This is a genomic window from Paenibacillus amylolyticus (assembly GCF_036894225.1).
In the GTDB taxonomy this organism is placed as follows: domain Bacteria; phylum Bacillota; class Bacilli; order Paenibacillales; family Paenibacillaceae; genus Paenibacillus; species Paenibacillus amylolyticus.
Genome location: NZ_CP145892.1, coordinates 3,926,266 through 3,945,883 on the forward strand (window position 1 = coordinate 3,926,266; position 19,618 = coordinate 3,945,883).

Annotated in this window: 22 protein-coding genes and 1 riboswitch; of the genes, 8 read left to right on the forward strand and 14 right to left on the reverse strand. The window is 45.7% G+C overall.

Annotated features, from left to right (window positions below; all coding sequences use genetic code 11):
- Nucleotides 1-115: 115 nt before the first annotated feature.
- Entirely contained in the window at nucleotides 116-667 is a 552-nt protein-coding gene (locus tag V6668_RS17400; protein WP_338706268.1) for a CGNR zinc finger domain-containing protein, read from the reverse strand.
- Between the two features lie 142 nt (nucleotides 668-809).
- Here V6668_RS17400 and V6668_RS17405 point away from each other — a divergent pair, with 142 nt between their 5' ends.
- The 6 genes from V6668_RS17405 to V6668_RS17430 all read left to right on the forward strand — a co-directional run bounded on the left by V6668_RS17405 (nucleotide 810) and on the right by V6668_RS17430 (nucleotide 6,834).
- The gene (locus tag V6668_RS17405; protein WP_338706269.1) at nucleotides 810-1,310 is read left to right on the forward strand and encodes a DinB family protein; all 501 of its coding nucleotides are present in this window, start codon (nucleotides 810-812) and stop codon (nucleotides 1,308-1,310) included.
- A gap of 84 nt (nucleotides 1,311-1,394) precedes the next feature.
- Nucleotides 1,395-1,548, forward strand: a riboswitch (FMN riboswitch).
- A gap of 144 nt (nucleotides 1,549-1,692) precedes the next feature.
- Nucleotides 1,693-2,673: a DMT family transporter gene (locus V6668_RS17410; RefSeq protein ID WP_253509061.1), complete on the forward strand. Its 981-nt coding sequence runs from the start codon at nucleotides 1,693-1,695 to the stop codon at nucleotides 2,671-2,673.
- 310 nt (nucleotides 2,674-2,983) lie between these two features.
- Nucleotides 2,984-4,480, forward strand: coding sequence for an amidase (locus tag V6668_RS17415; RefSeq protein ID WP_338708967.1), 1,497 nt, complete (start codon nucleotides 2,984-2,986; stop codon nucleotides 4,478-4,480).
- A gap of 135 nt (nucleotides 4,481-4,615) precedes the next feature.
- The gene (locus V6668_RS17420) at nucleotides 4,616-5,224 is read left to right on the forward strand and encodes a DUF1989 domain-containing protein (protein WP_074095440.1); all 609 of its coding nucleotides are present in this window, start codon (nucleotides 4,616-4,618) and stop codon (nucleotides 5,222-5,224) included.
- Nucleotides 5,225-5,363: 139 nt separating this feature from the next.
- Nucleotides 5,364-5,990, forward strand: coding sequence for a LysE family translocator (locus tag V6668_RS17425; RefSeq protein WP_017688112.1), 627 nt, complete (start codon nucleotides 5,364-5,366; stop codon nucleotides 5,988-5,990).
- Nucleotides 5,991-6,072: 82 nt separating this feature from the next.
- Nucleotides 6,073-6,834 (forward strand): YqcI/YcgG family protein, encoded by a 762-nt coding sequence (locus V6668_RS17430; RefSeq protein ID WP_047843355.1) that lies wholly within the window; start codon nucleotides 6,073-6,075, stop codon nucleotides 6,832-6,834.
- A 61-nt stretch (nucleotides 6,835-6,895) separates the two neighbouring features.
- Here V6668_RS17430 and V6668_RS17435 read toward each other — a convergent pair whose 3' ends face one another.
- The 7 genes from V6668_RS17435 to V6668_RS17465 form a co-directional block, all read right to left on the reverse strand.
- Nucleotides 6,896-8,242, reverse strand: a complete 1,347-nt coding sequence (locus tag V6668_RS17435; protein WP_338706273.1) for an amino acid permease — start codon at nucleotides 8,240-8,242, stop codon at nucleotides 6,896-6,898.
- A 683-nt stretch (nucleotides 8,243-8,925) separates the two neighbouring features.
- A complete protein-coding gene (locus V6668_RS17440) occupies nucleotides 8,926-9,375 on the reverse strand; it encodes a group II intron maturase-specific domain-containing protein (RefSeq protein WP_338706274.1) in 450 nt (149 codons plus the stop codon).
- 16 nt (nucleotides 9,376-9,391) lie between these two features.
- Nucleotides 9,392-9,763 (reverse strand): reverse transcriptase domain-containing protein, encoded by a 372-nt coding sequence (locus V6668_RS17445; protein WP_338708968.1) that lies wholly within the window; start codon nucleotides 9,761-9,763, stop codon nucleotides 9,392-9,394.
- Nucleotides 9,687-10,220 carry a hypothetical protein gene (locus V6668_RS17450; RefSeq protein WP_338709017.1) on the reverse strand — a complete coding sequence of 178 codons (534 nt, stop codon included), beginning with the start codon at nucleotides 10,218-10,220 and terminating at the stop codon, nucleotides 9,687-9,689. Before V6668_RS17450 ends, V6668_RS17445 begins: the two co-directional genes overlap by 77 nt.
- Before the next feature lie 579 nt (nucleotides 10,221-10,799).
- Entirely contained in the window at nucleotides 10,800-11,693 is an 894-nt protein-coding gene (locus V6668_RS17455) for an aldo/keto reductase (protein WP_338706275.1), read from the reverse strand.
- Nucleotides 11,694-11,827: 134 nt separating this feature from the next.
- On the reverse strand, nucleotides 11,828-12,601 hold the full coding sequence (locus V6668_RS17460) for an SDR family NAD(P)-dependent oxidoreductase (RefSeq protein WP_076250275.1): 774 nt from the start codon (nucleotides 12,599-12,601) through the stop codon (nucleotides 11,828-11,830).
- 78 nt (nucleotides 12,602-12,679) lie between these two features.
- A complete protein-coding gene (locus tag V6668_RS17465; protein WP_036613700.1) occupies nucleotides 12,680-13,168 on the reverse strand; it encodes a GNAT family N-acetyltransferase in 489 nt (162 codons plus the stop codon).
- Between the two features lie 178 nt (nucleotides 13,169-13,346).
- Between V6668_RS17465 and xerS the strand changes: the two genes are divergently transcribed.
- A complete protein-coding gene (gene xerS, locus V6668_RS17470; protein ID WP_338706277.1) occupies nucleotides 13,347-14,453 on the forward strand; it encodes a tyrosine recombinase XerS in 1,107 nt (368 codons plus the stop codon).
- A 246-nt stretch (nucleotides 14,454-14,699) separates the two neighbouring features.
- On the opposite strand, the gene mobB is transcribed toward xerS, so the two are convergent.
- Together mobB and glp are read right to left on the reverse strand one after the other, a co-directional pair.
- On the reverse strand, nucleotides 14,700-15,233 hold the full coding sequence (gene mobB, locus V6668_RS17475; protein ID WP_338706278.1) for a molybdopterin-guanine dinucleotide biosynthesis protein B: 534 nt from the start codon (nucleotides 15,231-15,233) through the stop codon (nucleotides 14,700-14,702).
- A gap of 6 nt (nucleotides 15,234-15,239) precedes the next feature.
- Nucleotides 15,240-16,529, reverse strand: coding sequence for a gephyrin-like molybdotransferase Glp (gene glp, locus V6668_RS17480; protein ID WP_338708969.1), 1,290 nt, complete (start codon nucleotides 16,527-16,529; stop codon nucleotides 15,240-15,242).
- Nucleotides 16,530-16,723: 194 nt separating this feature from the next.
- Here glp and V6668_RS17485 point away from each other — a divergent pair, with 194 nt between their 5' ends.
- Entirely contained in the window at nucleotides 16,724-17,020 is a 297-nt protein-coding gene (locus V6668_RS17485) for a restriction endonuclease (RefSeq protein ID WP_076328545.1), read from the forward strand.
- Between the two features lie 114 nt (nucleotides 17,021-17,134).
- On the opposite strand, the gene V6668_RS17490 is transcribed toward V6668_RS17485, so the two are convergent.
- From V6668_RS17490 to V6668_RS17505, 4 genes are all read right to left on the reverse strand, one after another.
- Nucleotides 17,135-17,875, reverse strand: a complete 741-nt coding sequence (locus V6668_RS17490; RefSeq protein ID WP_017688102.1) for a DUF4247 domain-containing protein — start codon at nucleotides 17,873-17,875, stop codon at nucleotides 17,135-17,137.
- 11 nt (nucleotides 17,876-17,886) lie between these two features.
- Nucleotides 17,887-18,393 (reverse strand): DUF4178 domain-containing protein, encoded by a 507-nt coding sequence (locus V6668_RS17495; protein WP_076317633.1) that lies wholly within the window; start codon nucleotides 18,391-18,393, stop codon nucleotides 17,887-17,889.
- Nucleotides 18,394-18,416: 23 nt separating this feature from the next.
- The gene (locus tag V6668_RS17500) at nucleotides 18,417-18,818 is read right to left on the reverse strand and encodes a DUF350 domain-containing protein (RefSeq protein WP_338706279.1); all 402 of its coding nucleotides are present in this window, start codon (nucleotides 18,816-18,818) and stop codon (nucleotides 18,417-18,419) included.
- Nucleotides 18,819-18,913: 95 nt separating this feature from the next.
- Nucleotides 18,914-19,585: a PspA/IM30 family protein gene (locus V6668_RS17505; protein ID WP_076210133.1), complete on the reverse strand. Its 672-nt coding sequence runs from the start codon at nucleotides 19,583-19,585 to the stop codon at nucleotides 18,914-18,916.
- Nucleotides 19,586-19,618 lie beyond the last annotated feature (33 nt).

Here is a 19,618-nt window from a genome sequence, read left to right on the forward strand (position 1 = left end):
ACATCTCCCATCTATTTTGGTTTGAAAGACGATCACATCCTGCTTACGAATCCGTACTGCTTCTGACTATTTTTTCGCTAGTATATATACATTATATAGTTATTGTTAGTATTTATCAATTTTGGGATTTGCGTTTCGCCCGAAATCTTCTAACCTTCATCAGATTGCCACACATCTTATCATCACAGTACTTCTGTGTTCTGCTTCGGGTATCATCATAGAACATCCAGCGACAATCCGAATTATCACAGATCCGAATCCTGCCCCCTTCTCCCTCCACCAAAGTCAAAGCAAAATCAGCAGCTACTTCAGCCATAACCTGATGCCAATGAGCTTCCACAGCTACCAGTTGGAGTTTCAGTTCCTGATCAATTGTATTCAATCTTCTTCTCACATGCCCTGCTTCCATAACGTCGTTCAACCATTGTTTTTCTATATCCGTTAATGATGCTCCTGAAGACAAGCGGGCTCCAAGAGCTATCAATTCATTCCTGAAATTTCTCATCGACAACTCATCTTCTGGAGATGCAGGGACAGCAGCGTTAAGTTGCCATCGTTCCAGAAAATCTCGCTGCCAGCTCGCCTTCCCGAGTCTGTCCTCCGATCGATCTCCCCCACGCCAATCGTGATAATCGCTGTTTACAAAATCGGTCCATAATCTGTCCATATATACCTCCGTTTATGTAACCATCTAATTAAACAAAGAAGGTTACAACTCATCTTTGATGTGTTATATTAAGTGTAACCTCATTAATCAGTTTTAGCTAGTTACATCACCTATCACAATTATACGCAAGGAGGAAAAGGCAATGACGAACACAACAGCACTAGATGTGTTACTTATTCAAAAGGATGATACTTGGGATCAATGTAATTGGATTGTACCTTTGTCGAAATCCTTGGAGGGCCTTACAGCAGAACAAGCAGCCTGGATTCCACCCTCAGGGGGATTAAGCATCTGGCAGTTGGTTAACCATATGTATTATTACAACCATCGCTTATTATGTCGCATGCAAGGTAAGGAGCCTACCCTTCCTGCTGTAGACTCCAATGAATACACATTTGGGAATCCGGGAGATGCAACGGATGCAGCTGGTTGGAATACACTGATGCAAGGTACAACTCGATTAGCCCAGCAGTTGCGAGATCAATTAGCTGCACTACAAGAGTCTGATCTTGAAGCCGCATATATGGACTCCGAAGAGAAATGGGCACACGAACTGGCTCGCTGGGTACTCCATGATGTGTATCACGCAGGCCAGATCGTGCTCCTTCGCAGACAGCAAGGAAGCTGGAAAATCGTTTTCTAAAAAAAATGCTTGAACTGCTAGCGCTTACAGGAATAAGATGAACTTATTAATGTTACAGCTTGTTCAACACACTATATAATTGAATAGGATCTTCGGGGTAGGGTGCAATTCCCAACCGGCGGTGATGTTCTTCGGAACCAGCCCGCGACTCGCTAATTGTTCTTAACGAAGGACATTCAGCGACTGACTTGGTGTGAATCCAAGGCCGACGGTACAGTCCGGATGAGAGAAGATCAACACATTGACATGCCGTTCACGGGAAGGCCTCTTTCCTGACGCATGTCCTTGGATGAGCCCCCGTTTATTTGGTATATACCAAAACGGGGGCTTTTGTCGATTTTGCCAACTGAAGATTCCGTGTTCTGACGAAGGAGTCCTGAATATGGAAAAGACATCAGCAGCATCAACGGTTTACCGCAAGGAACGAAGTAATACCGGATTCTGGCTTGTAGTTCTCGGCGCCGCTTTATGGGGTGTCGACCCACTCTTCCGCATTATTTTGCTAAACACGATGACATCCACGCAGATTGTACTGGTGGAACATATCATCGTCAGTCTTATTGCCATTCCCGTACTGTGGAAATTTCGAGCTGACCTGAAAAACCTGCGCGCTCGCCACTGGATTGCCGTGATTTTTATCTCATGGGGAGGATCAGCACTCGCAACGGTATTGTTCACCATGGCACTAACACATAACGATCCGAATACGGTGCTTTTATTGCAAAAAATGCAACCACTCTTCGCTATCGTGCTGGCTAAACTGTTATTGAAAGAAACGTTGCCTCGTCGCTTCGGTGGATTGTTCTTCATAGCATTAGCAGGAACGTACCTGCTTACATTTGGCTTCACATTGCCATTAGGTAACTGGGACAACTGGATTCATGCTGGAAGCTTGTTATCCCTTGGGGCTGCTGCCTTATGGGGAGGTTCAACCGTTATGGGACGATTGATGCTGGGTCAGGCGCGTTACGAAACCGTCACCTCCCTGCGCTTTGTCGTTGCTCTCCCGCTCCTGATCTTTATGACGTGGAACGAAGGTGCGGCATGGACGTTTCCGTCCGGAACGGGTGAACAGACCGCTGTCATCCTCAACATTCTCGGTCAGGCATTGTTACCAGGACTGCTCAGTCTTCTGTTGTATTACAAAGGTCTGTCGTCAACCAAAGCCTCTGTTGCAACTCTCGCGGAGCTTAGCTTCCCGATGGCGGGTGTGTTGGTGAACTGGATTGCTTTCCGTACACTGATTACATGGGAGCAATTGCTTGGTTTTATTCTGATCTGGGTGGCACTCTTCGCCATCTCCAGACAGCAGGAAAGATCATCAACTGCGGCCGATGCTGCACCAAAGCTGCGTACAGAGTAAGTGGATATATCTGAGGTTCACATATAAACAAATAGTCAAATACAAAATAAAACCATTGCACATCAAATTAGATGAGCAGTGGTTTTTTATTTCCATGACTCGATCATTGTCTCAATTAGCAATATGGGCTATTAACCCTGTGCTTTATTTCTATATCGCAAATGCAAATCCCCCTCTTTTCCCTCCAACCTCATAACGAGTATGATATCATCGCACTACGATTCATCTATGTTTTGTCTTTTATCTAATCCGGTGGTACGATGACATATGGAATAAACAGATGAATTATATTCAGAGAGGAACGATCATGATGTCTTCATTCTCATATACCTCCTACGACGCCGTAGGTTTGGCTGAACTGATCCGATCCCGGGAAGTATCCCCGGTTGAAATGCTTGAAGCGGCGTTTGCACGCCTTGAAGAAGTGAATCCGCAACTTAATGCGGTTATTCGTACATATGAATCTCGCGCACGGGAGGAAGCCGGTTTGGTTCTCCCTGGAGAACAACCTTTTGCCGGTGTTCCCCTGCTCCTGAAAGATATCTCGCAATCCTTGGAAGGTGAATTTCTGACTTCAGGCTCACGTTTGTTCAGCGAGCATCGGGCATTACGCAATTCCAATTTTGTCACTCGACTCCGTGATGCAGGCTTTATCTTCATAGGACATACCAATACGCCTGAATTTGGTTTAAAAAATATTACCGAGCCCCGTCTTCATGGTCCAACTCGCAATGCATGGAATATCAATCATTCCCCAGGTGGTTCAAGTGGTGGTGCCGCTTCCGCTGTAGCTTCAGGTATTGTTCCTCTTGCGGGAGCCAGTGACGGAGGAGGTTCGATTCGTATCCCGGCTTCCTTTAGCGGATTGTTTGGATTAAAACCAACGCGTGGACGGACACCTGTGGGGCCTGGAGTTGGTCGTCAATGGCAAGGCGCATCGATTGATTTCGCCCTCTCTCGCTCGGTTCGGGACAGTGCTGCATTGCTTGATACGTTACAAGTCATTCAGCCCGAAGCTGCGTTCCATGCTCCACTCTTTCCAGGCAGTTACTTGGCTGATATGAGCTACCCACATCAACGCAAACTGAAAATTGCATACACAACGGATTCACCCGTGGGTACACCTGTCAGCGCAGAAGCCAAAGAATCTGTATACAAGCTCGTGCGCTGGTTGGAAGAACAAGGTCATCATGTTGAAGAAAAACTGAGTCCCGTCAACGGAGTTCGGTTGATGGAGAATTATTACATGATGAACAGCGGTGAGATGGCCGCGATGATCTCTTCCATGGAACGATCCTTGGGCCGGGCTCTGACCTCCGATGATATGGAGATTGAATCTTGGGTTCTGGCTGAAGCAGGCAAAAAGGTGTCCGCTGCGGAATTTGTACATAGCTTAGCTGAATGGGATGTAGCTGCAGCCCAGATGTCCACTTTGTTCGAGCGTTATGACTTCTACGTCACACCTGTTAATGCTTTTCCTGCGCCTAAGATTGGTGAATTAACGCCTCATGACGAACAAATCCGTAATCTGATGCGAATTAGTGAATTGGACAAGACCCAGCAGCAGCAACTCATCTATGAAATGTTTGAGCCAAGTCTTACGTATACACCGTTCACCCAGCTCGCAAATCTGACAGGCCAGCCTGCGATCAGTGTACCTCTGCATATGACACCTGAAGGGTTGCCAATGGGCGTTCAAGTGATGGCAACCAAGGGACGTGAAGATTGGTTATTACATCTAGCTGGACAGCTTGAACAATCAGACCTCTGGATCGGAATGAGAGGTAATCCACTGTTCCCAGCATAAAGGCATATAATGTGGTTTGTGTTTAAATTCACCATTGGATGTTCCTGCCTGAGTAGAGTACGGCGCCATAACAGTGCATGAAAGCTTCATCTGCTCCGCATACTGAAAGCAAAAAGTAGCGGAGGAATGTGACGGATGAATACGAATCAGCGCCATAAACAGTCTTATCGTATCCCAGCCAAAACGGGATATGCCCTGAAAGTAAACAAGGGTTCTTTACTACGCATAACTGATCTGGAGGGACAACAAGTCATTGATTTTGTGGCATACGATGCTACGGATGCTAACCATCGCTTGGACCCCGGCGTGACAATGGACGTATTGCGTACTTATCGCATTAAACCAGGACAATTTGTGTATTCCAATCAATATCAACCCTTACTCAAGATTGTCCGTGACACCGTTGGGGTACATGATTTCTTTAACTCCGCTTGTCGACCAGAGATGTATGAGGTGTTATACGACAAAAAGGATCATGCCAGTTGTTATCACAACTTGAACACGGCACTAGAACCCTTCGGAATCTTACCGCCGGATCAACACTATCCATTCAACCTGTTTATGAAGTCCGTTGTAGACAGTGAAGGCAAGATTGATGTTGTAGCTCCCGACTCTCGTGCAGGTGATTATATCGAGATGGAGGCATTAATGGATCTCACAATTGGGCTCTCCGCCTGTCCTTGTGAAGAAAGCTCATGCAACGGATATAACTGCACCCCTATTCAATTGGATGTGGAACTTTAACAGAATGAAAAGGCCTTGACACAGTATGAGATAAAAGTAGTTTGTTCTAATTCACTCCTTGCGGGAATACGATGACTTGTACCCATTTTCTCTGACAACTGGTACAATTCATCGAACCCGTTAAGGAGTGAACGTGTTTATGTCTGTACTGTTCAGTTATATCATTCTGGGAATATCATTGTCCGCTCCAATCGGTCCGATTAACGCCGCCCAACTCGACCGTGGAGCCCGCCACGGATTCATGCATGCTTGGATTCTAGGACTCGGAGCTATGTTTGCAGATTTGGTGTATATGCTGCTGATTTATTTTGGAGTTGCCCATTTTCTGGACACGCCGTTCATGCGCTCTTTTCTCTGGTCATTTGGCAGTTTTATTCTGATTTACACGGGAGTGGAAACGCTCTCGAAGCTAAAGCAAGGCATTCAAGGTACATCTACTGCGGAAGCAACTGTTCGAAAATCTTTTATTTCCGGATTTTTGATGGCCCTGTCCAATCCACTGAATATATTATTTTGGCTGGGGATCTACGGCTCTATTCTCGCGACAACTGTGAAACATACGGATACTGCTCATTTGCTGCTCTACAGTTCAGGCATATTCATTGGTATCCTGGTATGGGATGTCATTATGGCTGGAATGGCCAGTCGATTCCACAAACATAGCAGTGAGAATGTATTGCGCTGGATCTCTATCATTTCGGGAATCTGCCTGATCGGATTTGGTTTGTATTTTGGGTACGAAGCTGTACGTTCCATTTTTTTCTGACAACAAAATCAGGCTGGACAGTCACCCAACTTCCCCCACATTAATACTGTAACGGTATCATGTGGAATGGAGTTGGGAATCAATGGCGGAGCTGTATAGTGCCGACGAAATAAACACCTTGTTTGAGCGTCTTCCATCTTGGCAGCAGGACGCTTATTCGCAATTTGCAGATATGATCGCCGATGAAAATAATACGTATCCGTGTGTACCTGGACGAATGGGATTTCTGTCAGGGCATTTGAGGTACGGCTTTACGTGTGACCCCCGATCTGAACATGCTGCCGAAGATATGGCCGATCTGCTTAGACAATATGGTCCTGTCTCCAGAGACACTGGTCATTACGCTTCGATGGTCGTGATCTGTGAGACGCCAAGTGATCTGAAAGATCATACAACGGTAGAGCAATATCAGACGTTATTCTGGCAAATGCTCAATCGGGTAAGTTCACACGATACCGAGCCGTGGCCAGAACATATTTCAACCGATCCTCATGATTCATCATGGGAGTTTTGCTTTGGCGGAGAGCCTTACTTTTGTTTCTGTGCAACTCCTGCACATGAACTCCGAGCCAGCCGGCATTTTCCTTATCTCATGTTTGCTTTTCAACCACGGTGGGTATTCGAATCCATTAATGACAACACCCCTCTTGGCCGTAAAATGAAAACCTTAATTCGCAAACGTCTCGCTGCGTATGATGCTGTACCTGCTCACCCTTCGCTGATGTGGTATGGTCAGCAGGATAATCTGGAATGGAAACAATATTTCCTGCCTGATGATGAGCAGACACCTTCCAAATGTCCATTCATGCGGATGAAGCAAGCCCTAGGCAAGTTGACGAAATAATCTTAAAGCACTCATTAATCCGTTGTACGACATCCACAAAAGTTGCTGAGAAGAGAGTTGCTTATGGTTTGGATGGTGCTGACTGCGGTGGTTTCGAGCCACGTACCTTATGAACAACATACGTGATGATGCCAAGGAACACCAGAAGTCCCACACTTGCCAGCAGACCCGTTCTGCTGGCTTTTTCCATCGCTGTCCCAGCCACAGCAGCCACAATTAATACTATGGCAATCCACACTTTGATGCGATTCCACTTCACGGGCTTCATTTTTTTAATGTACGTGATGCAGATGAGCAGCCATGTATACATTAATACCAGACTACCTGCTGTCGTCACATATTCAAACAAACTCTTGGGCATCCATAATGCCATCAACGTAGATAGAACTAATCCAGCCGCTGTGCAACACAATGCCTGAAGTGGCATGTCCTTTTTTCCCCAGGTCTTCGTGAACAGTTTTGGTGCATCTCCATCTTCTGCGAGTTTCACCAACATGGACGTAATGGCATATAACGAAGCCACCATCGTCGAGAATCCGGCTATAATCAGAATTCCGTTGAGAATGTGGACCACAACAGTGAATCCAATGGTTGCCATGGCTTTGACAAGCGGACTTTCATCTGGAGTTAACTGAACTGAAGGCACAAGCAACAGGATCAACGCAATTGCAATCACATAGAGTGTACTCACCGATAATAACATTACTCGACCTGATTTCACTGCATCTTTTGGTTCTTTCAGGTTAGCTGCCATCAAACCCATAACCTCGATCCCGGCAAAAGCAAAAAATGCATAGATGAAACCGGTCCATACCCCTTTCCCCCCATGCGGGAACCATTCATTCTTCAATTGCTCTGGTGTGACTTTTACAGGTAACCAACCCAGACAAGCCGCTCCTGCTATAGCTATAAATGCAACCGTTGCAGCAAGTTTGATTACAGCAAGAATATTCTCCGTTTTGGTTAATCCCTTCGCTCCCAGTGCAGCAATGAACAGACCTATAGCGGCATAGATCGCAACAAATGCCCATAGCGGAAACTTGGGAAACCAGAATTGTGAGAACAGCCCAAGTGCCGTTAATGAGCTGCCCATGATGAGCATTTCAGAGAACCAGTACATCCATCCACTACCAAAACCAGCCCAAGGTCCGAATGCTTCGCCCGCATACGTTCGAAAAGCGCCTTCCTTCGGATCTTCTGCGGTCATCTGTGCCAGCGCACCAAATACAAAGTAAGTACCTGCCGCCGCCAGCACCAACAATATAAGTACGGATATGCCTGCCCAATGAATCGCGAGACTGGTTCCTAGGAAAAATCCCGTTCCCAGTGTGCAACCCGCGCCAAACAAGGATAGGCTGACCCAACTTAATTTTTCGTCGTCGTTTTTACGGTGTTGCTGACTTTTCATGAAGCTCCTCCTTCTACCTTATCCCCTTACGATTTACAGGTCATGGAGGTTTTATGTCTGTAGTGCCAAAAGAATTATTATTAGTTTACATAATAATTAATATGTTAAAATTATTCTGATCATGAATTTAAGGTGTATGCTTTTAGAGATTATTCATAAAAATATATTTTCAATTTGATTAAAATTCGTAAAAAAATTGGTTGACTTCAATCGCTTAGAATGGTTTCCCTTTTAAACTTGGTGGTGTGTCACTGTAGCTGTATGAGCGATAGTAACTAAGGTGAGAAAATGATCTTTCTATTGTGAATTTTTCATATGTTGAAATATTATAAATTAAATCGTTATTTCTTTTATATCGAACGCACACTGCCTATTTTTTGTATTATCTCAATAGCTTTATCGTTTTTTATAAATTTAATTGTTTTAAATAAAGGCTATTTCCTGGGATTTTTCCTCTTTCATCCTTTTTCACCCGTTTTCGGGCTAGGCTGACGTATAGACATTATCCACTAAAATTTTTCGCAGCCTCTGTTCCAAATTCTGTTGTGAATTTTTCATATGATGAAAATATTTTATGTTTCTAGAGTAAAAGGCTGGGCAAAACCCAGCCTCTCCTCATCAAACCGTACGTGAGGTTTTCCCTCATACGGCTTTCCGATGTTTGTCATTCATGGGCATGCAGATTACAATAGCGTTTTTAATTCATATTGACTGGCGATGTACTTAACCTCAGCTATTGAACCCATCCATTTTCTGCGTTGTCTCTTCTTCGCGTACCACCGTGTTAACCGTTGCAACATATACCAATCCAGCTTAGCTAGTCTCTTTTGGCTGTAACTCGTGTAGTAATAGTTTCTCCACCCTTGAATCTTCGGATTGAGCCATTTCACATGTTCCGCAAACGATCTAGATCGCATACTCGGTGGGGATAATCGCTCTTTAATGACTCCACGAATACGTTCTTCCGCCTTTTTGGTTAGCCATTGCTGTGTGGTGTAATATACCTTCCCTTGCGACGTTTCTGCTTTCGTTTTTCGGTGGTGCATTCCTAAGAAGTCGAATCCCTCGTCTCCTGTCCATAGACCTACAATGCGAGTTTTGGTCGGGTGCAGGGTTAGCTCCAGACGTTCCATAATTTTGCCTATGTGTTCATACGCATGCTCGGCGTCCTTTTTTGGTTTTACAGATGACTACAAAGTCGTCTGCATACCTTGTCAGTTCTCCCAGACCTCTTCCATGTTTCTCCCATAGTCGGTCAAAATAGTTCAGATAGATATTCGCCAGAAGCGGTGAGATCACACCACCTTGCGGCGTTCCTAAATCGGAGCGCCTTACGTTTCCTTCTTCCATCACTCCCGCCTGAAGCCACTTCGATATTAATTTCAGTATCCGCCTGTCGTTGATGCGCATCTGCACCAATTTCATAAGCTTCTCTTGATTAATGTTATCGAAGTAACCTTGGATATCGACGTCGACTACCCAATTCCCTTTGCGGTTGCAGGCTTTCCGAATTCGTTCCAGCGCTCCTTTCGCACTTCGTTTTGGGCGAAATCCGAAGAGATACGTCCTCAAAATCCGCTTCAAAGATGGGTTCAATCACCAGTTTCGTTGCCATCTGTATGACTCGGTCGCGCACGGTGGGTATGCCCAGCGGCCTTTGCTTCCCATCTTTCTTGGGGATATAGTGCCGCCGTACAGGCTGCGGATGGTAGTTGCCTTCTTTCAACGCTCGTTCGCAGTCCTTAAGGACGTTCATTTCTCCTTGTTCCTCCACATCTGCCAGCGTCATGGCATCTACTCCTGCTGCTCCCTTGTTCGCTTTCACTCGTCTCCAGGCTTCGCACAAGACATCTCCCCGGTAGACTTTGTCGTACAAGGCATGGAATTTACGCTTGCTGTTCTCCTTGGCCACATGACCTAGCTTTTCTTGGAGTTGTTGAACTTTTTCCTTTGGTGTTATTAGCCGATTGGCATTCACTCACTCGTACCTCCTCCAAAAGCATAAACAAAGCAGGGCTCCTTCCCTCCCCAAGGTTATGTTGTCCTTGGGTTCTTCGATACTATGAGCCCCTCGGACTCCCTTCCCACAGACGTTTCACTTCGTCTTTTGGACTTATAGAGCATCTCTTTACGAATTCCTAAAAAAAAAAAAATCCGTGTGGGGGAGGGTCTCCCCAGTTCACTGCATGATCTTTCAAACCATGCCGCTCCCTTTACGCCGGAAGGTTCTTCACTGTTGTTCCAAGTTCTGCACAGCTTCCTTGGCCTTCATCTATATGACCGAGACTCGGCACCTTCTTTTCCCCCTTGCAGGGCCTTTTTGACGACGCGGCAGGATTCACTTCATGTTACGGCCTGGCTTGTTGCTCGCCCTGTTTCTGACAGGTACTTTTGTCGATGCGCTTTTGCACACAGATTTCGCCATATGCAAGCATCCTAGCTACCAAGGTGGCTTGGCCCCTCCTTGGATTGGACTTTCACCAACAAGATCATGCGTGCCTCTGGGCACGCGTCATAAAAAAAGCCGCCATATGGCGGCTTCGCTAATATCTCCAATTTAAGTCCGGCCAGTCCAATCTGCTCCGGCGATTTCTTTCCATCGTGCTCTAATTTCATCATACAGTTCCTGCGGGAGTGGCCCCTTAGCCACAAGATCAGCATTTTGCTGCCAGCGATTGGGCTTGGCTGTTCCTACAATAGCTGTGTCTACACCTTCGGTACTTAGCGTAAAACGTAGTGCTGTTTCCACCGCTGCCTGGGCATCTTCACCCAGAAAACCATAGTTCAGTTCACTTAAGCGCTTCCAGTATATAAATGGATATGCCTCTTCCGAAAGTGTTTCATACGTCCAAGCCGCATTGGCAATTGGTCTTTTCGCGATGACACCCATGTTTCTCTTCCTTGCCTCAGGCAACGTAAGATCAATTGCTTCCTGATCTGCGATATTTAATGAAGTCTCTAGGCTGTCAAATACTCCGGTCTGAATCGCATATAGCGCATCTGTTGTATCCCCACTGTATCCGATAAATCTGGTTTTTCCTTCTTCCTTGGCACGCTGTAGTACTTCGATCACTGCTCCTTGTCGGAGTACTTCTTCGGAGCAGCTATGCAAATGGATAACATCCACATAGTCCGTTTTCAGCCTTTTCAGACTGCGGTCAATCGTTTGCTCCAGTACTTTGGCATCCCAATCCGGACCTTCGATCCCGGCAGCATGTCCACATTTGGTGAACAAATAGTAGTCATCACGCCGATGTGACAACACCTCGCCGATTAATTCCTCGCTGTCACCGTAACATTCAGCCGTGTCTATCACGTTTAATCCAGCATCCAGGGCACTATTCAGCAATGTCGCTACATCCGTTTTGGATACATTTTTGCCTATTTCCGCTCCGCCAAATCCAAGTGTACTTACGTTCATGCCAGTATTACCGTACTTGCGCGTTTCCATGGTTATCTTCCTCCAAGTTCAGTGAATTGGGTACAGATAAATAGAAATACAGATTAACTTCAACTTCCCTTATGTTATTACCCATGAGTTGGTTATGCCACCCACTTTTCTAAACTACAACCAACTTCATTTACTTAGAATCCATAAATGGACATTCCACCGTCAACCAATAACGTCTGACCCGTTATGTATCCCGCTGCATCTGATGCCAGGAATACAACCGGCCCTACCACTTCTTCGAGTTCTCCCACTCGCTGTAGCGGTGTACGGCTGACAATTTCCTGCAAATACTGGGGATCATCCAGCAGTTTTTCAGTCAGAGGTGTTCGGAAATACCATGGCCCTACTGAATTGACACGGATTCCATACTTGCCCCATTCCAGTGCGAGCACTTTGGTCATATGAATTAACGCAGCTTTGGTCGCGCCATATACAACCCCTGTCCGTAAAGCCGTGTGACCGCCTACCGAAGAGATGTTAATGATCTTCCCAGTCCCACGTTCTTTCATATGCAGACCCGCCAACTGCGAAGCGAAGAAAGCCGATTTTAAGTTTGTCTGCATGATGGTCTCCCACTGCTCGTCCGTTACTTCAAGTGCTGGTGTCCGTATGTTCATACCTGCGTTATTCACCAGAATGTCCAGACTACCCATCTCCGAGATTGCCTCTTGAAACGACTCTTCCATTTGTTCTTTTGATGTCACATCCGCAGTCAGAGCGAGCGCTTTACGCCCTGTCTGTTCATAGATGTAGGCGGCTGTCTCCTCAATTTCTTTCATCGTTCGGGATACAAGTACAACGTCACTGCCTGACTGGGCAAGTCCAATCGCAATTGCTTTTCCGATCCCTCTCCCTGCACCTGTCACCAGTGCTGTCTGTCCATCGAGATGGAATGTGGGTACGTTCATGTCACTCACTCCTTCATCAGATTCTTTATTTCAGCATTCAAGCAGAATGCTTTATATGTAGGTAAACCCCGATGGGAATCAGGTTACAAAATACTGGCTTGGATTGCCTAGCTCCGGATGGAACTTTTCTCGAAAGCGGCCTCCGGTATAATCTCCTATAATTTTTCGCCAGAATGCCTGTGCAATAACATTGTTACGAACCTGGGTCACTTTCCATCTTCCTGGAAAACGTTTGAACAGCTCATATGCTGCCCGAGTGCCCACCCCACTACGCCGATATTTTTGCATCACAAAAAACTCAGTCAAATAGTAGTCATTATCCTTACTACCAGGCTCCAATTTCTCCACCAGAGCAAACCCTGCAGGTGCCCCATCACTTGTAATCAAAAAAGGAAACTTGCGGTCCTTTTCTGCCCAGAATGCCTCCAGACCGGGATATTCCGGAAAAATGCCGTTACTGTCCACATCAATATTCAGGTATTTAGTAAAATCATATAAATAAAATTGCATTAAATGCCGAATCACCTGACTGCGTTCCCGGGGAACCAGTTCTATTTTCATATTCATCCGGTTCACCTCCTCTGCTCTACGTATACTAATTACTTTAAAGGTTTACGCGCCGAAGGGCAAGGAAGCATACCCTACTTACTGCCTGCTTTGGTGAACAAGCTGTGAGCATGTAAATTATGGTACACTAGAGCATAGAATACTATTAAATTGAATATTAATCTTATATGTTTTTCACATGGAGGTGTCGAACTTGACCAACGTGCAAAAAGAGATTGATCGACGCAAGCTGGATGACAAACTACCTTCCATGCCTTGGTTCGTTCAGCAATTCATGGACTACAAACTGCCTGACCTGTCCCCCTCTACCCTGCTCGAATATCTGAGAGATTACGAAGCTTTCTTCGGATGGTTGCGAGCAGAGGGGCTATCCGAGGCAAGCTCTAATAAAGAAGTTACCTTGACTGAACTGGAAGTCCTTCGCATGGATTCGGTTACCGCCTATCGGTTATTTCTTACAACCAAACGGGAAGGAACCAATTCCAGAATTACCGTATCTCGCAAACTCTCTTCCCTTCGCTCCCTTTTTCATTACCTGAGCCAAATTGCGGAAGATGAAGACTTTTATCCTTTGCTGAAGCGGAACATTATGGCCAAAATCGAGATCAAGCGTACCCATAAACCCAAGGACACCGCTGCCAAACTCAAAGGTAAAATCCTGGAGGAAGAGGAACTGCTGGAATTTATCGGCTATATCCTTGAAGGTTACGCTGTTGATATGGAAAAGAACAAGCAGGCCCTGTACTCCCATGAAATCAACAAAGAACGGGACGCCTGCATTGCCAGCCTGATCCTCAATTCAGGTTTACGGGTGTCGGAAGTTGTGAACCTGAACGTCGATGATCTCGATCTGAACAACAAACTCTTGTATGTTTATCGCAAAGGTAATAATGATGAGACGTACAAAACACCCGTTTATTTCAGGGAACAGGCCAAGGACGAACTCGCGACTTATATGAACCTGCGGCAATCACGTTACCGTACGCCCAAGCGGGAGAAAGGTCTGTTCATTGCTTTGCGTAACGGAGATTCAGAAGGCAGTCGAATGACCAAAAGAGCGATCCAGGCTATGATCATGAAATACGCCAAACGTTTTGGCAAACCATTCTTGACCGTGCACAAATTACGCCACTCATTCGCAACCGACTATTATTTGCAAAATGATATTTACAAAACAAAAGAGCAGCTTGGACACGCTTCTACGGAAACGACCGAGATCTATGCTCACCTTACCGACAAAACGATGTCCGAAGCCATCGAACGTCGTACCGACGAAGGGATGTAACATCCCGAACATAATAAAAGCAGCAAACCGCATCAAGGATTTCGATCCGAGAAAGGTCTGCTGCTTTTTTGTTTCTTTTGCATCATTCAAGGAGAAGAGTACAAGCAGAAATGATTTAGTTTACATAATAAAAATTACGTTATATTCAAAGGGGATCAATCACGCTCTCTGTACATTCAATCATGTGTAAAGACCATAATATCCCACTTCTTGACGTTTCCACGATTAGACTTCACCATTCTGCCTTCACTTGCTTTCAACCATTGCTAACAACGCTTTGGCTATATCCTCCGTTTCATGAACCGAGTACCATGTTATATCTCTGCTTACGGTGCTCCGCTCTATAAACTGCTCTGAAGGTAACCATGAGATTATACCCACTACCCCTTTAAGCTGATCAATCAAGGTCAGATCCTTCTCTTCTCGAACCATCACGAATTTGGGATAAGAAGCATCCTTGAATCCTTCAACAACAATCCAATCATAATCCGATAGATAGCTCAGCATATCCTCCAGCTTGGTTGCCTGTCGCTCCATAATCGCAGTACGTTTCTCTGACATAACAACCACCGCCGAGGCCCCAGACTCTCCAAATCGATAAGAATCCGTTCCTTCTTGATCCATCTCAAAATGGTCATGTCCATCATGCTTAATTGCTGCTACTTTAAGTCCCATAGAAGAAAAGTGCCCGATCAGCGCGGCTGTCAGGGTTGTCTTGCCCGTGTTTTTGTATCCAACAATCTGTATGATATGTGGCTTTGCATCACTCATTGTAGTCATCTACCACTACCTCACATGACCTGAGGGCAGTTTGAGAATACGTACCTGCTCACCCGCAGGAATGCCTTTTTTCTCAGGTGGAACAACAATCAGGCAATCACTGTCCTTAATGGTGATCATCACACTGGATTCATCTACACGGGCGGCAGCCGGTATTGCGTACACCATGCCGTTGCGGATCTCTGTGCGTCCACGTACGAACCGTGTAAAATTGTTTACTTTGGTGTACTCTTCTTCCAAGATCGCGGTCCATTCTTCCATATAAGGATGAGCATCCGCCTGCATGGAACGTATGGTTGGACGAACAAACAAACCAAAACCTACAAAACAAGCCCCCGGGTTACCCGAAAGTGCAAAAAGCAATTTATCTTTATATATAGCAGCTGTGGTCACACTGCCTGGTCGCATCGTCACTTTGTTAAACAACATCTCCACATGTTCTTCCAGCACAAGTTCACCCATAATATCATAATCCCCGACGGATACACCGCCTGTGGTCACCACGATATCATTATCTTGAATGGCTTCTTCCAGTTTGGCCCTTGCCGTATTCACATCGTCTGCAATAGAGCCGTACATCACAGGCTCTCCACCTGCTTCAACAACCAGAGAGCGCAGCATGTAACTGTTGCTATTCCGAATCCGACCTGGTTGTAATGGCTCTTCTACATCAAGCAATTCCGTACCGGTTGCGAATATCGCCACCTTTGGACGTTGAAATACGGGAACTTCTGCTATGCCAAAAGTAGCTAACACGGATTGCTCTCCTGCCCTGATGATCGTTCCTGCTTCGAGCAGTTGCTGTCCCTCTTGGACTTCCAGTCCGATTGGGGTGATGTTAGCACCCGACAATATGTGCCGTTTCAATGCAATCCACTGTTCTCCGTCCTCTACCTTGCTCTCAGTCATCTCCATCATGACCACCGCATCCGCACCTTCCGGAACCTGTGCACCGGTCATGATGCGAGCCGTCGTACCTGAAACAATGGTGTGATCCGAAGTGTAGCCGCAAGGAATTTCATCAATTACTCGAAACCAAACTTGATGATCACTCGATGCATCTATGGTATCTGTACTTATAATCGCGAATCCATCCATACCCGATCTCCGGAAGAATGGATACGGATGGGGTGCCTGAATCGTCTCTGCAAGTGTGCGGCCATGAGCAGATTCAAGATGAACTTTCTCTATGGAGCCTACAGTAACTCTTGCAGCTATTTTGGCCTGGGCATCCGGTACCTGTACAGCTGTACGATTGAATTTGGCAGTTGTCATATCATGTGAATGTGAGTTCATTTTCAAAAGTATTTTTACCTCCTAAAGACTATCATCCTTTAAGAAAGTGTAGCCCGAATATTGTAAGATAACAAGTACATCACTTATTGAATCCTGTGACAAAATCTTATTTCTTACAGGTGTAACATTCCTTGATCTATATTCAACATGAAAGGCATCTTGTCTGCCCATAATATAAGTGACAAAGGGAGGCGATGATCATAAGTAATCGATGTGAATTATGCGGAAGAGAACCTGTGAACACGACCGTTCATCATCTGACACCCAAAGAAATGGGCGGAACATTTCTACCAACGGCCAACCTGTGCATCCCCTGTCACAAACAGATTCATTCGCTATACACCAATCGCGACATTGTAACCCTTGGTCTCACTGATCTGCAATCCTTGAGACAGGATGAACGAATGATTCCATTTATCCGCTGGATTCGCAAACAACCTGCTACAACGATTCCCCGCGTACACAAGTCCAATCATGTTCGCAAGTCGTAAAGAAAAAAGAACAGCTCCAAGGTAAATGCGCGGATAGAGATAAATCCGTCATACCTTTTCCTGTTCTTTTTGGATTGAACTATATGTTGGGCAGCCAAGCTTATAATTAAATCATTATCTTCGCCTCTTAATTCGGCCGCCGCCCACTCTGGTTTTTGGTTTTTTGTAGGATTTCTTAGGTGAATCAAACAGCCCACCACTGCTCTTGTTGCGATCAATGGTTCCCTTGCTCTGATCCTTGTTGCGGTTGAATAATCCTCCGCCAGATCCCACGCTTGAATCTTTATCGCTTCCGCGCCTTGTAATCGTACCTTTCCGATCAACAGTAATAGGTGGAGCAAGCTTCTTGTCATTACTTGTTGGTGCACGATAAGATCCTGCACTCGGTTTATACGTATCTTTATTGGTGTATCCCCGATAGTTGCCATAACCTCGCCCGCCAAAAGAATCGAACAAATTACCAATTAATGTAGCGGTGAGGTAACCTTGTAAAAAAGATGAATCGTAGTTCTGCCGAACATATTCCTTGGAGTCCACCTCAACCAAGGTATCCTCCGGCTTGTTCGGGTCTTGTTGCAGGTGATAATACTCGTCCTGATACACGAGGAACATACGCTCTGTGTTCTCTGCCGAGATCTGATCCGGTTGCCGCTGGTCAGACAATTCCTGAGCCACTTCCGGAACGGTACGGTCCGAAGCCCGGTACACATAGGACGTTGAGTTACCACTGCCGTTAACCGATTCAAGCGGATAGGTGTCCTGAACAGAAGGTGCTGCTCCGCACGCGGACAACAGAGACATGACAAGGCTGAGGACCAGCATTAATTTTAATCCATGTGCCAAGCGTTTTTTCATTGGAACCTCTCCTAGCTCGAACGAATCACTTTGATATCCGCAGGAAGAATGGACTCACCCTCATACAGTGTAAATCTTCTGTCTTGCCACTCCACGCGAAGAAGCATATTATCATCCGACTGATACTGCCATACCAATTGTTCTCCAGCCTGGCCATATGGAGTTCTACCTGCCGTTGATACCATGCCTCCATACTCTTCCTCCAGATGATATGCGCGTCCATCCAGGTCCAGCAATGTAGGCACCTCATCAGGCGCATCAAGCCTGCCATCAATTGGTGTATATAGGGCGTAACGTGTGAGTTCCCGTTCTTCGATATGCAAATATCGAAATGCGGTACCATCCTGTAGCGTGAGCACAACTGCATTTCGAGCACGATTTTGTACCCGACCAACGACTTCATAAGTGACCAGAGAAACCTCACAGATATCACCAGGTGCAAGCTGAAGCATCGTTTTCTCTGCCTGCGGTGGTTCAGGTTTCGTTAGTATTCCTTTAATTCGTTTCCATACACTCATGAGAATTACTCCTGTTCCTTATCTTATAAACAAGCTGCAATAATCAGTGCGCCCACGATATGTAAAGCGCCAGAGAACAATCCGTACCCTGTCTTCCCTTGCTGAATTCCCGTATCCAGATCCAGATTGGCCCATTTGCGAATCATAAAGTGTACAACACTCTCCAGAATCAACAAAATGATAAAGGATACAACGGAGACCAGCAGTGCTTCTCCCAGGTGACCGGCCGTAGAAATGGACGTAGCGAGTACATATCCTTGTGCAAATAATTTCATAACCATACGTGTAGTAACGGCCATATTTCCGGCCTTAACTTCAGCAAAATCCTTATATTTCGTGAACAGTGAACCAACATACATCAGCACAAACAGCAAAACCGAACCAGATCCGGTCCAGACCAGCATCGCCAAAATGTTCAAATCCATTTACACAGCCCCCACTTATCAACATGAACCGCATTTAAAAGCGAAGGAGAAATACTCTTCTCCTCCGCTGGTTAACCTTGCTGACAACCAAGGTATTAGTTCTTATTATCGTACTGTTTCATCAATGCTGCGAGTTCGTCTTCAACAGCCTGATCTTTACCCAACTTCTCGAACTCTTCATCCAAAGATTTTCCTTTGGAAGACATTTCGTTACTTGCTTCGGCCTGTGCTTCCATCTGCATCATTTTCTCTTCCATACGCTTCATACCAGCACTTGCGGTATCAGAGCCAAACCCATTCAACGCTTTGTTGATTTCCGTTTGGGCTTTTGCTGCATTGTAACGCGCTACCAGTGTTTCGCGTTTGTTCTTCATTTGAGTCAGTTGCTTACGCATCTCGTCGAGCTTGCCACGCAGGTTATCTGCAGAAGCCTTGTTTTGATCATAGCTGGTTTTGTACTCAGCCATCTTCTCTTCAGCAGCCTTTTTCTCTTCCAGGGCACGTCGAGCCAAATCCAGATTCTGAGCACGTGCCGCCGTATGCGCCTGCTCTTCACGTTTCTTCACAAGAGCTTCCTGCTCTTCGAATAACTGCTTGAATTTCTTCTCAATGGCGATCTGTTGCGCTACTGCTTTCTCCGCATCTTCCAAATCCTCTTGCATGTCACGGATATATTGGTCCGTCATCTTGATTGGATCTTCCGCCTTGTCAATAATGGCGTTGATGTTAGACATGGTTAGATCACGCAAACGTTTGAAAATGGACATTATGTTATTCCTCCTAGTCGATATTACATCGTA

What these genes read in the sequence shown, in the direction of transcription:
- glp (WP_338708969.1), bottom strand. Translation starts at nt 16,529, where the DNA reads ATGAACTCACATTCACATGATATGACAACTGCCAAATTCAATCGTACA.
- V6668_RS17425 (WP_017688112.1), top strand. Translation starts at nt 5,364, where the DNA reads ATGTCTGTACTGTTCAGTTATATCATTCTGGGAATATCATTGTCCGCT.
- V6668_RS17505 (WP_076210133.1), bottom strand. Translation starts at nt 19,585, where the DNA reads ATGTCCATTTTCAAACGTTTGCGTGATCTAACCATGTCTAACATCAAC.
- V6668_RS17460 (WP_076250275.1), bottom strand. Translation starts at nt 12,601, where the DNA reads ATGAACGTACCCACATTCCATCTCGATGGACAGACAGCACTGGTGACA.
- V6668_RS17500 (WP_338706279.1), bottom strand. Translation starts at nt 18,818, where the DNA reads ATGGATTTGAACATTTTGGCGATGCTGGTCTGGACCGGATCTGGTTCG.
- V6668_RS17405 (WP_338706269.1), top strand. Translation starts at nt 810, where the DNA reads ATGACGAACACAACAGCACTAGATGTGTTACTTATTCAAAAGGATGAT.
- V6668_RS17485 (WP_076328545.1), top strand. Translation starts at nt 16,724, where the DNA reads ATGATCATAAGTAATCGATGTGAATTATGCGGAAGAGAACCTGTGAAC.
- V6668_RS17420 (WP_074095440.1), top strand. Translation starts at nt 4,616, where the DNA reads ATGAATACGAATCAGCGCCATAAACAGTCTTATCGTATCCCAGCCAAA.
- xerS (WP_338706277.1), top strand. Translation starts at nt 13,347, where the DNA reads ATGGAGGTGTCGAACTTGACCAACGTGCAAAAAGAGATTGATCGACGC.
- mobB (WP_338706278.1), bottom strand. Translation starts at nt 15,233, where the DNA reads ATGACTACAATGAGTGATGCAAAGCCACATATCATACAGATTGTTGGA.
- V6668_RS17465 (WP_036613700.1), bottom strand. Translation starts at nt 13,168, where the DNA reads ATGAATATGAAAATAGAACTGGTTCCCCGGGAACGCAGTCAGGTGATT.
- V6668_RS17440 (WP_338706274.1), bottom strand. Translation starts at nt 9,375, where the DNA reads ATGGAACGTCTGGAGCTAACCCTGCACCCGACCAAAACTCGCATTGTA.
- V6668_RS17455 (WP_338706275.1), bottom strand. Translation starts at nt 11,693, where the DNA reads ATGGAAACGCGCAAGTACGGTAATACTGGCATGAACGTAAGTACACTT.
- V6668_RS17495 (WP_076317633.1), bottom strand. Translation starts at nt 18,393, where the DNA reads ATGAGTGTATGGAAACGAATTAAAGGAATACTAACGAAACCTGAACCA.
- V6668_RS17410 (WP_253509061.1), top strand. Translation starts at nt 1,693, where the DNA reads ATGGAAAAGACATCAGCAGCATCAACGGTTTACCGCAAGGAACGAAGT.
- V6668_RS17415 (WP_338708967.1), top strand. Translation starts at nt 2,984, where the DNA reads ATGTCTTCATTCTCATATACCTCCTACGACGCCGTAGGTTTGGCTGAA.
- V6668_RS17430 (WP_047843355.1), top strand. Translation starts at nt 6,073, where the DNA reads ATGGCGGAGCTGTATAGTGCCGACGAAATAAACACCTTGTTTGAGCGT.
- V6668_RS17490 (WP_017688102.1), bottom strand. Translation starts at nt 17,875, where the DNA reads ATGAAAAAACGCTTGGCACATGGATTAAAATTAATGCTGGTCCTCAGC.
- V6668_RS17400 (WP_338706268.1), bottom strand. Translation starts at nt 667, where the DNA reads ATGGACAGATTATGGACCGATTTTGTAAACAGCGATTATCACGATTGG.
- V6668_RS17435 (WP_338706273.1), bottom strand. Translation starts at nt 8,242, where the DNA reads ATGAAAAGTCAGCAACACCGTAAAAACGACGACGAAAAATTAAGTTGG.